We start from the raw sequence: 13,724 nt of genomic DNA, 5'->3' as shown, positions 1-13,724 counted from the left end.
TTTTAATAATTCAAGGAAAGTACAACCCTATGTCACGTTTAGCCACTCGTTTTGGACAGCTTAAATCTCAGCAGCGTAAAGCGCTCGTTTCTTATGTGATGGCTGGTGACCCTCATCCACAGGTAACCGTTCCATTGTTACATCAAATGGTTGAGGCTGGGGTGGATGTGATTGAACTTGGCCTACCATTTTCAGACCCTATGGCAGATGGTCCCGTGATTGCCCTTGCTGCAGAACGCGCATTGGCAGGCGGCACCAATACCCTGGACGCTTTGAACATGGTGAAAGAGTTCCGCCAAAAAGATACAGAAACACCAGTCGTGCTGATGGGTTATTTAAACCCGGTAGAAGTGATCGGTTACGAAAAGTTTGTATCGTATGCGAATGAATGTGGTGTGGATGGTGTACTGCTGGTGGATTTACCGCCTGAAGAAGCCAAAGATTTAGATGATGTGTTGAAAAAATTCGACATGGATCAAATTTTCTTGCTGGCGCCTACATCGACCGATGAGCGTATTCAGCATGTGGCAAATCAGGCCAGTGGTTTTATCTACTATGTATCCTTGAAAGGGGTAACAGGTGCTGCAACTTTAGATGTTGCTGAAGCAGCAGCCCGTATCCAGAAAATTAAAGCTGTGACTGACGTTCCTGTGGGTGTCGGTTTTGGTATTAGCGATGCTGCCTCGGCAAAAGCCATGGGTGTAGCTGCTGATGCTGTGATTGTTGGTAGTGCTTTTGTGAAACAGTTTGCGAACTTAGCGCCAGAACAAGCCGTTGTCGAAACGGTCAATAAAGTCAAGGAGCTTCGAGCTGCGCTCGATGAGTTAGTATGAATCAAGAAGTGAAACCAGGAAAAATTCTTAGCCCAGCGACGCCGTGGACGGAACGTCATGTTCCGGGTATTCACACGCCTGATGAGCAAACCTCACTCAAAGCAACATTTACCGAGCCTACGATTGAGTGTCCTGAATGTCACGCATTGGTTACCCGTACCGCGATGTCATTTAACGCCTATGTTTGCCCACAATGCGATGAACATTTGCGCATGAAAGCACGCGACCGTCTGAACTGGTTCTTCGATCAGGTTCAAAATGAATTGGGTCAAGAGTTTACTGCGAAAGATCCACTTAAGTTCGTGGACAGTAAGGCATACCCAGACCGTATGTCTGAAGCGCAAAAGAAAACCGGTGAAACTGAAGCATTGGTGGTGATACAAGGTTTACTTAAGGATATTCCTTTAATTGCCTGTGCATTTGAATTCGACTTTATGGGCGGTTCAATGGGGACAGTGGTTGGTGATCGTTTCGTGCAAGCCGCTGAACGTGCCATTAAAGAGAAACAGCCTTTAGTCTGTTTTGCTGCCTCAGGTGGTGCACGTATGCAGGAAGGCATGTTGTCATTGATGCAAATGGCACGTACTTCAGCTGCAATCCAACGCATGAAAGATGCAGGTTTACCGTATTTGGTGGTGCTGACTCATCCTGTTTATGGTGGTGTAACCGCGTCACTGGCAATGCTCGGTGATGTGCATATCGCTGAACCTAAAGCCATGATTGGTTTTGCGGGTAAACGTGTAATTGAGCAAACCGTACGTGAAAAACTGGAAGAACCGTTCCAGCGCGCAGAATATTTGCTTGATCATGGTGTAATCGATCAAATTGTTCACCGTCACGCATTACGTGATACTGTATATCGTATTATCGCGAAACTGATGAATTTGTCTTGAACACAGCACCACTTGCAACAGACTCTTTAAATACATGGCTCGATTATTGGAGCCATGTTCACGTTACGGGTATTGATTTAGGTCTGGAACGGGTTATTCCTGTTGCTGAAAAGCTCGGGGTAATTCGTCCGCAGGCAAAAGTTCTGACCGTAGCGGGAACCAATGGTAAGGGCTCAACCACTACCACTTTGGCTGCTATTTTAAATGCGCAAGGCTATAAAGTGGGATTATATCAATCACCGCATATTTACCGTTTTAATGAACGGGTGAAACTGGCCGGGATTGAAGTGGATGACCAGACTTTGGTAGATGCGTTTGTGCAGGTGGATCAGGCACGTCGTGACTGTGATCTCTCGCTTTCCTTCTTTGAAGCTACCACACTGGCGGCTTTTGTTATTTTTAAAGCCCAGCAATGTGATGTCTGGGTATTGGAAGTCGGACTCGGTGGTCGCCTTGATGTAGTCAATGTGATTGATCCCGATGTGGCGGTCATTACCAACATCGGGCTGGATCATACAGACTGGCTGGGCAATAGCATTGAAAAGATTGCCTTTGAAAAAGCCGGGATTATTCGCCCGAATATCCCCGTAATTTTTGGCGGTTCGCAAGAGCTTCCACAAGCCATACAAAACAAGGTTGATGAATCTCAGGCGCAATTATTTGCCGTTAATCGCGATTATTTCTATCAATATTGCGATGATGGTCAAGCCTGGATGTTTGCTTCTTCAGGCACGACTTTAAAACTTCCTCTAGGTGCTTTGGCACTGGAAAATATATCTACCGCCGTTGCCGCGATTTTGGTCAGTGGTCTAAAAGTGACTCAAGCTGCCATTGCACAAGGCATTCAAAATGCAAAATTGCCAGGCCGCTTTGAAATACGCCAGATTCAGGATAAAACCGTTATTTTTGATGCCGGACATAATCCCCATGGCGTAGAATTTTTGTTAAATCAGTTGCGAAAATTTTTAGAATACAATAAACAGTACACAGAAGTGATCAGTGTTTTTTCCATGTTGGCGGATAAAGATATCAGTTCTGTCGTAGATTTGTTGAAAGGTACTGTTTTAAGATGGAAAATTGCACCATTAACCGTTCCACGAGCAGCTGCAGTCGAGCAGATTGATGAAGCGTTACTGGGTGAAACAGTACAGCACTTCAATAGTGTTCAATTGGCTTTTGAATCAGCGCTAAATGAAACAAAAAATAATCAGTTGATCTTGGTATGTGGTTCATTTCATACCTTAGAAGCGGTATGGGAGTATTTGGAAGAATGTCAATGAATAGCAACCAACGCTGGATGGGAGGCGTTGTTTTATTAGGTGGTGGTGTTTTATTGGCAGCATTGCTTCTCAAGGGTAAACAAGAAATATATCAGAACGAACTCAGAACCCCGAATTTAGCCGCTCAAGTTGAGCAAAAAAAGCCGGCAGCAGAAGGGGAAGTGGTTCAGCTGCAACCTTTAACGGTTGACGTGGAAACAGAAAAACGTTTACTTGAAGAACAACGCCGGGCACGTGAAAAAGCCGTGGCAGAACAAGAAGCGCGCGCAGCTGAATTTTTGGCGATGCAGCAGCAGGCTGAAGCTGATGCGGCACGTAAAGCAGCTGAAGAATACGCCGCTTTAAATGCACGTCGTACTGGAGCACAGCAGAGTTCGGACAATATTCCTCCTGAACTGGTGGAAGATGAAAAAGCCAAACAAAAGCGTCTGGAAGATGAAAAGCTGCTCGCTGCAAAAAAGTTACAACAGCAGACAGCTCAACAACAACGAACTGATGCTGATAAAAAAATAACTGAAGACAAACGTAAAGCCCAACTCGAAGCTGAAAAACAGTTGGCTGCAAAACAGGCAGCAGTGAAAAAAGCAGCTGAAGACAAGGCAAAGCAAGAGGCTGAGTTAAAACGCAAAGCAGCTGAAGACGAAAAACAGTTGGCTGCAAAGAAAGCGTTAGAAGCCAAGAAAAAAGAACAAGCCCAACTTGAAACAGAAGCGAAGAGAAAAGCTGAAGCAGAAAAAGCTCGTGACTTGTTGGAACATGGCGATAAACAGTGGATGGTGCAAGTGGCCTTGGCTGCCAATGAAGCCAATGCCGATGCACTGGCCTCTAAGCTGCGTGCTAAAGGCTATAAGGTGACCAAGAGTCCAACTTCAAAAGGGGTTCGAATTATGGTTGGACCAGCTAAAGACCGTGATGTTGCTGATGCTGCCCGCAAGAAAATTACCAGTGATGCAAGCCTGGGAATGAAGTCGGCATGGGTGATTGACTGGGTTCCGCTAGATAAACGCTAAATCTGGCTTGAAGTGAAATTAAGATGGATTCAACAATTGCTGTTGAATCCATCTTACATTTTCAGGGCTAAATATTTTTTCAATATGTATCCAGACCGGATGAAATCCATAACCGCCATGTTTCATTTCATTCATGGCATCCTCAATCGACCAGTTTTCAAAAATAATCCGATACATGGCAATACTTGCACCGGTGCGGTCTGAGCCATGATAGCAATGAATCAAAACTCGATGGTTTGTGGCTTTGGCCTGCTGAATCTGTTGCATCACCTGCAATAGATCTTCCCGGCTCATTGCCCAGGTGTAAATGGGTATATGAACCAATTTAAAATCTGTAGATGGCAGGACCGCGACATCCTTATTTCTGGATCTTAAATTAATGATCACATCAATATCATGGGCTTTTAATTGCGGAATCAGTTCAGCCGAGGGTTGTTCACTGCGAAATACATGATTACTGATTTGATAAAAATTATGCTGAGGATTGATGGCTTGCCCCCAATGCTGCGACCGATGTTCCATGGGTACAGGGGGCGATGTCATACATCCCACTAAGCTTGAGCAACTCAGGACAAGGACGAAAGCAGTTCTTTTTATCATGTTTGATAACGCTCCAGCTCTACAGGATCATGGGCACAAATAATCTCGATATTTTTTTCATTTTGTGCAAGTTGCTGGATTTTGTGCAAGTTGTCTACGCGCATGTGATTATCTTCGGCAAAAAAACGTTCCAGTTTATCCAGAGTAGGAAGTCGATTTTTAGGATCAAGCTGCAAGTGGGAATAGTAGGCATCACCACAGAAAAACAGCCAACCATCATGCTGTTTAATGGCAACACCACAATGACCTTGGCTATGGCCTAGTAATGGAATCATTAAAATTTCATCCTGAAATAAGCGAAATCCCTGCACTTGATGCAGGTTAAACCATGCTTCACCTTGATTGGGTTCTATAAAATTCCAGTATCGGTGCTGCTTAAATTGCTGGGTTTTATAACGCGCTTTATTTTTTAAGGGGAAAAAACTTTGAGTGGCATTAAATTCACTGGAAAGTACATGTACGGTGGCATGTGGGAAATCGGAAATACCGCCTGCATGATCAAAATCCAGATGTGAGATTAGAATATGTTTTACATCTTTAGGATTGAAACCTAAGCGTTGAATCTGGGCAATGGCGGTCAACTCTAAATTCTTTTCAATACGCCCCAGCCTGGAAACCATACGACCTAAGCGGGCTTGGGTGTGAAGATAATCTTGTATACCCAGGCCGGTATCTACCAGTACTAAACCTTGATCGGTTTCAAGCAGTAGGCAATGACAAACTATTTTGGCATGTAAACCTTTTTGCCCAAACAGAGGGCCGCAAATCGGACACATGGTGCCGCAGTGCAAATGATGAATGTTATAGATCACAATATTTATTCTTAAGATGATTAGGCGTATTTATAAACTGGCTGTGAAACAAACATCAACTTGATTTTGTAATTCAACTGCTTAGAAAAATAAGAAAGCCTGTCATCAGACAGGCTTGAACAAGATCAGGATTGGCTCGTCATAGTCATCCTGTATTTGCAGCATAGTTGTAATACAGTCTAGCACCTACTTGTGGCATATATTCTTCAGAATAGTGTAGTACTCTTTTTAAGAAACTACGCGCTGCGCTTACTTTGCGTAAAAATAAAAGCAGCGCTTTAGTTTTTTAACTCGAAGCATAGCTTCTCGTCTTGCGTTTAAAAACGTTTCATTTCGACGGCTACGCGCTTCGCTTGTCTTGCGCAAAAATAAAAGCAGTACTTTTATTTTTGCTCAGGCTGTGGCGTTAAGCGTAAATAAGGGGTTACTGCCTTATAGCCTTTAGGGAAGCGTTGCTTGATTTCTTCCTCATCTTTTAATGATGGAACAATGACGACGTCTTCACCTTGTTGCCAGTTGGCGGGTGTAGCCACTTTATGGTTATCCGTCAGTTGCAGTGAATCGACCACACGTAAAATTTCATTGAAGTTACGGCCTGTTGATGCCGGATAAGTAATGATTAAACGTACCTTTTTATTTGGATCAATAATCACCAAAGAACGCACGGTCAGGGTTTCACTGGCATTCGGGTGAATAAAATCGTACAGTGTAGACACCTTACGGTCTTGATCGGCAATGATCGGAAAGTTCACAGAGGTGTTTTGGGTTTCGTTAATGTCGTTAATCCAGCCCTTATGTGATTCGACATCATCTACCGAGAGGGCAATGGCTTTAACATTGCGCTTTGCAAATTCGTCTTTCAGTTTTGCGGTATAGCCCAATTCAGTGGTACATACCGGCGTATAGTCCGCTGGATGGGAAAACAAGATTCCCCAGCTGTCACCCAAAAAGTCGTAGAAATTAATTAAGCCTTCACTGGATTCCTGTTCAAAATTCGGTGCGGTATCGCCTAAACGTAATGTCATTTTTATAGCCTCATTTGCTTTGTTATGTATGTTGATGCGATCTAATATGACGCATTTTTTTTTGCAATGAAAATAGCGTTTTTGTATTTCTTTATGAGTAAATGGAATATACAGGCCGAGATTGATGAGTAAAATCCGGATAAATGATGAATTCTATGACTATATTGGCTGTTTAAAATTTGTTACATTGTTTGTCCTTAGCTGTCACGTGCTAGAACGAGTGAGCAGAATTTTTTTATTGGTTTTGTGCAAACCCCTTGTACTTCAAATTTCTAGCACCATAATAACGACTGAGAAAAAATTTATTCATTCGACAAGCAAGATTTAGAGAGTCTATTCATGTTGGCAAGTCTGATCGGAGGAATCTTCGGTACCAAAAATGAGCGCGAACTCAAACGCATGCGTAAAATCGTAGATAAGATTAATGCGCTCGAGCCGACGATATCTGCACTAAGCGATGCAGACTTATCTGCAAAAACTGAAGAATTCAAACAACGATATAACAAGGGCGAAAGCCTGGATAAATTATTACCTGAAGCATTTGCTGTTTGTCGTGAAGCGGCAAAGCGAATCATGGGAATGCGTCATTACGATGTTCAGTTGATTGGTGGTATTACCCTTCACGAAGGTAAAATTGCAGAAATGCGTACCGGTGAAGGTAAAACCCTGATGGGTACTTTGGCTTGCTATCTGAATGCTATTAGCGGACAGGGTGTACATGTCATCACTGTGAACGATTATTTGGCACAGCGTGATGCGGAATTAAACCGTCCCTTATTCGAATTCTTGGGTCTGAGCATTGGTATTATTTATTCCATGCAAGATCCAACAGAGAAAGCTGAAGCCTACCGTGCCGATATTACTTACGGTACCAACAACGAATTTGGTTTCGATTATCTGCGTGACAACATGGTTTTTTCTCAAGCCGAGAAAAAACAACGTGGCCTAACCTATGCCATTATTGATGAGGTCGATTCGATCCTGATTGATGAGGCACGTACACCATTGATCATTTCTGGTCAAAGTGATGACTCTTCACAATTGTATGCAGCAATCAATAGCATCCCGCCAAAACTTCGTGCGCAAAAAGAAGAAAAAGTGCCGGATGGCGGTCATTTCTGGATTGATGAAAAGCAACGTCAGGTTGAAATGACTGAAGTTGGTTATGAAACCGTAGAAGATCAATTGATTGAGATGGGTTTGCTGGCTGCAGGTGAGAGCTTGTATTCACCATCTAACTTGAACCTGGTTCATCATGTTTCGGCTGCTATTCGTGCACACTATCTTTATCAACGTAATGTTCAGTACATCATTCATGATGGCGAAGTGATTATTGTTGATGAAAACACCGGTCGTACCATGCCAGGTCGTCGCTGGTCCGAAGGTTTGCACCAAGCAGTTGAAGCGAAAGAAGGTCTGGAAATTCAGCCTGAAAACCAGACTTTGGCAACCACGACTTTCCAGAACTATTTCCGTCTTTACAAAAAGCTTTCTGGTATGACTGGTACAGCCGATACCGAAGCTGCGGAAATGAAAGAGATTTATGGTTTGGATGTAGTACTTATTCCAACCCACCGACCAATGATCCGTAAAGATGAAAACGATCTTATTTATTTAAACCGTAATGGTAAATATAACGCCATCATTCAAGAAATTCAGCGGGTGCATGAAGACGGTGTTGCACCGATCCTGATTGGTACGGCAACGATTGAAGCTTCTGAAATTCTTTCTGAAAAATTGAAAGAAGCGGGTATTACGCATGAAGTACTAAATGCGAAGCAGCATGAGCGTGAAGCAGACATTATTGCTCAAGCAGGCTCACCGCGCGCCGTGACCATTGCAACTAACATGGCAGGTCGTGGTACCGATATTTTGCTAGGTGGTAACTGGAAAGCCAAACTGGCTCACATTGAAAACCCAACGCCTGAAGATGAAGCACGCTTAAGGGCTGAATGGGAACAAAACCATGAAATGGTATTGGCTTCTGGCGGCTTGCATATCATTGGTTCAGAGCGTCATGAGTCGCGCCGTATCGATAACCAGCTGCGTGGTCGTGCCGGTCGTCAGGGTGACCCGGGTGTTTCACGTTTCTATTTGTCACTTGAAGATGACTTGATGCGTATTTTTGCCGGCGACCGCGTTGTGGGCATGATGCGGGCAATGGGCTTGCAGGAAGATGAAGCCATTGAACACAAAATGGTGTCGCGTTCGATTGAAAATGCACAACGTAAAGTAGAAGCACGTAACTTCGATATTCGTAAGAATTTGTTGAAATACGATGATGTGAATAACGAACAACGTAAGATCATTTATTCACAACGTGATGAAGTGCTGGCTGAAAGTACGCTACAAGATTACATTGAAGAAATGCATCACGAAGTGATTAAAGGTGTAATTGAAAATTATATTCCGCCGGAATCCATTCATGACCAATGGGATATCGATGGTCTGGAACGTGCATTGCGTGAGGATTTAGGTATTGATTTACCGGTCAATCAATGGCTGGAACAAGACCGTCGTTTAGATGAAGAAGCTCTGGTAGAACGTATTTCTGATGAAATCGTACAACGCTATCGCACTCGCCGTGAACAGATGGGTGATGAGTCAGCAGCCATGCTGGAACGTCATTTCATGTTAAGTGCTTTGGATCGCCATTGGAAAGATCATTTGGCTGCCATGGATTACTTGCGTCAGGGCATTCACTTGCGTGGTTATGCACAAAAGAACCCTGAACAGGAATACAAGAAAGAAGCCTTTAATCTGTTTGTAAATATGCTTGCCGTGATCAAGTCAGATGTGATTACAGATCTTTCACGTGTTCATGTTCCTACAGCTGAAGAACTGGCTGAAATGGAAGCACAAAAGCAGGCTCAAGCTGAAGCCATGCAATTGAATCTTTCTCATGCTGAGTTTGATAATTTGTTAGCCGGCGATTTAAGCGGTACTGAAATTGTTGAAGTGGAGTCTGGCTTTAATCCAGCAGGGCAAATATTTGAGCCGCCTACAAGCCGTAATGCATCTTGCCCATGTGGTTCAGGTTTAAAATACAAGCAATGTCACGGTAAAATTTAATTTTATCTAAAACATGCAGCCACTTTATCTATTTCTTTTCCTTTGGATTTGAATAGATAAAGTGGTTTTTTTATTGCAGCAAAATATAGGGTTTATTTTTGCAAGATGTGAATATGTTTGCAGAGAGCTGAATTAAGTGGTATTTAGTGCATATTGATGAACATTGAGAAGCGGAAAAGACAATGAAAAAAGTATTACAACCATTGATGATTTTAGCTTTAGCTATTCCAGGTTTGGCTTTTGCAAATGAGCCAGCAAAAAACACAGCGGCAAATGCTGTTAAAGATGACAACACTACGGTTATGAGTCCACGTACCGGAATTCGCTATACCTTTGCTAATCCGCAGCAACGTCCAGTGGTGTTAAAAACTGCAGCCATCACACCGGCAAATGCAGCGAATGCAAACCGCATTGTGGCTTCAAATCCGGCTTTATCTGCTGCAAGTCAGGAAAAAGCCAAACAGGCGCTATTGTCGGAATCGATTCAGTTGGCATCCAACTAAATCGAATGTATTGCTAAAACCAGTCTACGGACTGGTTTTTTTGGGCCTGAAAATAGCAAACTGATAAAAAATAAATCAAACAAAGTGTTCTGCTCGATTTTTTACTGAATTTCTACTAAGCTGTCTTTTTATCACGAACTTATTTGGAAGTTTAAAAATGGCGGTGGGCGACTTAACAATGCCACAGATGCATGTGGTTAAAGGTGTAAAAATTGGTTCAGCTGAAGCTTATGTGCGTTATCAGAACCGACGTGACCTCGTTATTTTTGAATTTGCTGAAGGTTCAAACGTTGCCGGTGTATTTACCCAAAATGCATTCTGTGCAGCACCGGTACATGTGTGTAAAGCTCATTTGCAAATCACTAATCCACGCTATCTAGTCATTAATACCGGTAATGCCAATGCAGGTACCGGGAAAATCGGTATGGTAAATGCGCAGGCGACGTGTGTAAAACTGGCTGAACTGGCGGGTGTATTGACCAGCGAAATTTTACCTTTTTCTACCGGGGTCATTGGCGAGCAATTGCCTATTGAACGTCTGGTCAATGGTTTGCAGCCTGCACTGGATTCATTAAAAGAAGATGCTTGGCTGGATGCAGCAAAAGGCATCATGACGACGGATACGCTGCCTAAAGGGGCGTCAGAACAGTTTGAGATGGATGGCGTGGCTTATACCATGACCGGTATTTCCAAAGGTGCCGGCATGATTCGTCCCAATATGGCCACTATGCTCAGCTATGTCGCGACCGATGCACCGATCAGTCGTGAACTGGTGCAGCAGTTATTAAAAACCACTGTAAATGTATCATTTAACCGTATTACGATAGATGGTGATACCTCAACCAATGACTCATGTATTTTTGTCGCTACTGGACAGGCAGGTGGTAAAGAAATTACTTCAACTGATGATTCACGTTACACCATTGTTCTAGATGTGTTGACACGTGTCATGAAACGTTTGGCACAACTAATTGTACGTGATGGTGAAGGTGCAACCAAATTCATTACCGTTGCGGTTGAAGGTGGTGCAGATACCCAGGAATGTTGCGATATTGCCTATAGTATTGCTCATTCACCATTGGTGAAGACTGCAATTTTCGCCTCAGATCCGAACTGGGGGCGTATCCTTGCAGCAATTGGTTATGCGGGCGTTAAAAATTTAGACGTTGAAAAAATTCAGGTTTGGTTGGATGATGTACAGATCTGCAAAGATGGTGGTGCAGCAGCGGACTATACGGAAGAAGCTGGCGCGCGCGTGATGTCTCAGGCTGAGTTGACCATTCGGGTTGATTTGGGACGAGGACAGGCGAAAGATACCGTCTATACCTGTGATCTGTCTTATGACTATGTCAAGATCAATGCAGATTACCGTTCTTAAGTTGAGTTGAATGAAAAAAGCCTCCGTAGTGAGGCTTTTTTATAAGGTAAAGTTTTTAATGACTGGTCAAAAAGCATAATGCTATTCTGACTGGTAAGTGGGTTGAATGACTTGTGAGAAGCAAGTTTAAAGGATAGAGAACACGTTATGAGTAATGCGACCAATTTAATTGCCAATGAGGCTAAATCGATTGTGCAGGCGCATTTAGATCGATTGGGTGAACCTAAAGATATTCATTTAAGTGATGAGGTCAAACAGGAAAAATTTGCACAAATTCTGGCAGAACTCAAAAAACGTGATGCTGTCCTTGTCGCCCACTACTATTGCGATCCTGAAGTACAGGAGATTGCAGAGCTATCTGGCGGCTGTGTTTCTGACTCATTAGAAATGGCACGCTTTGGTCGTGACCATCCTGCTTCAACTTTGGTGGTTGCTGGGGTGAAGTTTATGGGAGAAACAGCAAAAATACTTTCTCCTGAAAAAACCGTGCTTATGCCAACCCTGGAAGCGACCTGTTCTTTAGATTTGGGCTGTCCGGTAGATGAGTTTACTGCATTTTGCGATGCGCACCCTGATCATACCGTGGTGGTCTATGCTAATACCTCCGCTGCAGTCAAGGCGCGTGCAGACTGGGTGGTGACATCAAGCTGTGCAGTCGAGATTATTGAACATCTCGATAGCCTAGGTGAAAAGATTATTTGGGCACCCGACCAGCATCTGGGACGTTACATCCAAAAGAAAACCGGTGCAGACATGTTGCTTTGGGATGGAGCTTGTATTGTGCATGAAGAATTTCGTGCACGTGGTATTGCCAATATGAAAGCACTCTATCCAGATGCAGCTGTTTTGGTTCATCCGGAATCACCTGAGTCGGTGGTGGATATTGCTGATGCGGTGGGAAGTACCTCGCAACTGATTAAAGCTGCACAAACACTGCCAAATGAGCGTTTGATTGTGGCAACCGACCGTGGCATCTTCTACAAGATGCAACAAGCTGTGCCAAACAAGATTTTGATTGAAGCACCAACGGCAGGTGAGGGGGCAACGTGTCGTTCATGTGCTCATTGTCCATGGATGGCCATGAACGAATTAGATGGAATTTTAGAGGTTTTACAAAAGGGTGATCAAGAAATACACGTTGATCCTACTCTTGCTGACCGCGCTAAATTGCCACTTGATCGTATGTTGAGCTTTAGTGCTGGTCTAAAACGTTAATTTTGATCAAAAATTACCTAAAATGCTTGATAAATAAGCGGTTGAAGTGATTTTTTAGGTTTTTTTGAATATAGGTGTTGACGTCTCTATGCGTCACGCCTAAAATGCACCCCGTACCGCACGATGTGCGATACACTAAAAGCTGAGATGAATCGGAGTATGGCGCAGCTTGGTAGCGCATCTGGTTTGGGACCAGAGGGTCGTAGGTTCGAATCCTACTGCTCCGACCAATTCTTCAAGGCGAGTATCGCATGATATTTTTATCATCGGTCATGCGCCTGTAGCTCAGTTGGATAGAGCATCCGCCTTCTAAGCGGATGGTCACAGGTTCGAATCCTGTCAGGCGCACCATTTGGTAGTCTGGTATTATAGAGCCAAAATGTTGTAACGGTGGATGTAGCTCAGTTGGTAGAGCCCCGGATTGTGATTCCGGTTGTCGTGGGTTCGAATCCCATCATTCACCCCAATTTCGGAGTATGGCGCAGCTTGGTAGCGCATCTGGTTTGGGACCAGAGGGTCGTAGGTTCGAATCCTACTGCTCCGACCATTTTAAGTTTAAACTTAAAAATAAATGATCCGCTTAAATGCGGTTTTTTTATGCCTGAAATTTAATAATAACATTCAACATTCAACATTCAACATTCAACATTCAACATTCAACATTCAACATTCAACATTCAACATTCAACATTCAACATTCAACATTCAACATTCAACATTCAACATTCAACATTCAACATGGCTTGAATCGTATTTATTAATCCTGCTCTCGATATTCAAATAATTTAATGAGCTCTCTTGAAATATAAAACTTGAAAATAAGCCAAAGAATTAAAATTTTGCTTAAAAGGAGTATTAAAAATTAGCAAATCGCATTATTACTGGAAAAGGTGGGTTTCATTTCTAGCTTAATTCTTTTCTCTATCTCTCCTATCTTTTGTTTATACCTTATAAATTTTTAAGTCGATAGGAATGCTGATCGTTCTAATAACTCCAGTGCAGTTGATGTGAGAAAATAAAAAAGATAAAAAATCAGAGAGGTAAAATGGATTGAAAAGACGTTATTTATAAATTTAAATCAAAATTGTTGTTAATTTAAACTT

At 43.0% G+C, this 13,724-nt stretch carries 11 protein-coding genes and 4 tRNA genes; 12 read left to right on the top strand and 3 right to left on the bottom strand.

Features of this window, described 5'->3' with window-relative positions; translation table 11 throughout:
* Positions 1 to 29: 29 nt before the first annotated feature.
* The 4 genes from trpA to LZZ98_RS09600 are packed head-to-tail and all read left to right on the top strand — an operon-like array spanning position 30 to position 4,016.
* Positions 30 to 833, top strand: coding sequence for a tryptophan synthase subunit alpha (trpA, locus tag LZZ98_RS09615; RefSeq protein ID WP_086175442.1), 804 nt, complete (start codon positions 30 to 32; stop codon positions 831 to 833).
* On the top strand, positions 830 to 1,726 hold the full coding sequence (gene accD / locus LZZ98_RS09610; protein ID WP_237787656.1) for an acetyl-CoA carboxylase, carboxyltransferase subunit beta: 897 nt from the start codon (positions 830 to 832) through the stop codon (positions 1,724 to 1,726). Before trpA ends, accD begins: the two co-directional genes overlap by 4 nt.
* Positions 1,723 to 3,006 (top strand): bifunctional tetrahydrofolate synthase/dihydrofolate synthase, encoded by a 1,284-nt coding sequence (gene folC / locus LZZ98_RS09605; RefSeq protein ID WP_237787655.1) that lies wholly within the window; start codon positions 1,723 to 1,725, stop codon positions 3,004 to 3,006. Before accD ends, folC begins: the two co-directional genes overlap by 4 nt.
* Positions 2,997 to 4,016, top strand: a complete 1,020-nt coding sequence (locus tag LZZ98_RS09600) for an SPOR domain-containing protein (protein ID WP_442862707.1) — start codon at positions 2,997 to 2,999, stop codon at positions 4,014 to 4,016. The genes folC and LZZ98_RS09600 overlap by 10 nt, the downstream gene beginning before the upstream one ends.
* 18 nt (positions 4,017 to 4,034) lie before the next feature.
* Here the strand turns inward: LZZ98_RS09600 and LZZ98_RS09595 are convergent, their stop codons facing one another.
* The 3 genes from LZZ98_RS09595 to LZZ98_RS09585 form a co-directional block, all read right to left on the bottom strand.
* A complete protein-coding gene (locus LZZ98_RS09595; RefSeq protein ID WP_237787653.1) occupies positions 4,035 to 4,616 on the bottom strand; it encodes a dual specificity protein phosphatase family protein in 582 nt (193 codons plus the stop codon).
* On the bottom strand, positions 4,613 to 5,428 hold the full coding sequence (locus tag LZZ98_RS09590) for an MBL fold metallo-hydrolase (RefSeq protein WP_237787652.1): 816 nt from the start codon (positions 5,426 to 5,428) through the stop codon (positions 4,613 to 4,615). Before LZZ98_RS09590 ends, LZZ98_RS09595 begins: the two co-directional genes overlap by 4 nt.
* 383 nt (positions 5,429 to 5,811) lie before the next feature.
* On the bottom strand, positions 5,812 to 6,453 hold the full coding sequence (locus LZZ98_RS09585; protein ID WP_237787651.1) for a peroxiredoxin: 642 nt from the start codon (positions 6,451 to 6,453) through the stop codon (positions 5,812 to 5,814).
* A gap of 339 nt (positions 6,454 to 6,792) precedes the next feature.
* Between LZZ98_RS09585 and secA the strand changes: the two genes are divergently transcribed.
* The 8 genes from secA to LZZ98_RS09545 all read left to right on the top strand — a co-directional run bounded on the left by secA (position 6,793) and on the right by LZZ98_RS09545 (position 13,168).
* Positions 6,793 to 9,525, top strand: coding sequence for a preprotein translocase subunit SecA (gene secA, locus LZZ98_RS09580; protein WP_237787650.1), 2,733 nt, complete (start codon positions 6,793 to 6,795; stop codon positions 9,523 to 9,525).
* Positions 9,526 to 9,707: 182 nt separating this feature from the next.
* Positions 9,708 to 10,028: a hypothetical protein gene (locus LZZ98_RS09575; RefSeq protein WP_237787649.1), complete on the top strand. Its 321-nt coding sequence runs from the start codon at positions 9,708 to 9,710 to the stop codon at positions 10,026 to 10,028.
* A gap of 157 nt (positions 10,029 to 10,185) precedes the next feature.
* Complete coding sequence (gene argJ, locus LZZ98_RS09570; RefSeq protein WP_237787648.1) at positions 10,186 to 11,406, top strand: bifunctional glutamate N-acetyltransferase/amino-acid acetyltransferase ArgJ; 1,221 nt, start codon at positions 10,186 to 10,188, stop codon at positions 11,404 to 11,406.
* Positions 11,407 to 11,553: 147 nt separating this feature from the next.
* The gene (gene nadA, locus LZZ98_RS09565) at positions 11,554 to 12,621 is read left to right on the top strand and encodes a quinolinate synthase NadA (protein WP_237787647.1); all 1,068 of its coding nucleotides are present in this window, start codon (positions 11,554 to 11,556) and stop codon (positions 12,619 to 12,621) included.
* Positions 12,622 to 12,774: 153 nt separating this feature from the next.
* Positions 12,775 to 12,851: transfer RNA gene (locus LZZ98_RS09560), tRNA-Pro, on the top strand.
* A 44-nt stretch (positions 12,852 to 12,895) separates the two neighbouring features.
* Positions 12,896 to 12,972, top strand: a tRNA-Arg gene (locus LZZ98_RS09555).
* Between the two features lie 39 nt (positions 12,973 to 13,011).
* Positions 13,012 to 13,087: transfer RNA gene (locus LZZ98_RS09550), tRNA-His, on the top strand.
* Positions 13,088 to 13,091: 4 nt separating this feature from the next.
* Positions 13,092 to 13,168: transfer RNA gene (locus tag LZZ98_RS09545), tRNA-Pro, on the top strand.
* Positions 13,169 to 13,724 lie beyond the last annotated feature (556 nt).

It is taken from the genome of Acinetobacter sp. SM34 (genome assembly GCF_022012365.1).
Classification (GTDB): domain Bacteria; phylum Pseudomonadota; class Gammaproteobacteria; order Pseudomonadales; family Moraxellaceae; genus Acinetobacter.
This window is presented reverse-complemented; position numbering and strand designations above follow the sequence as displayed.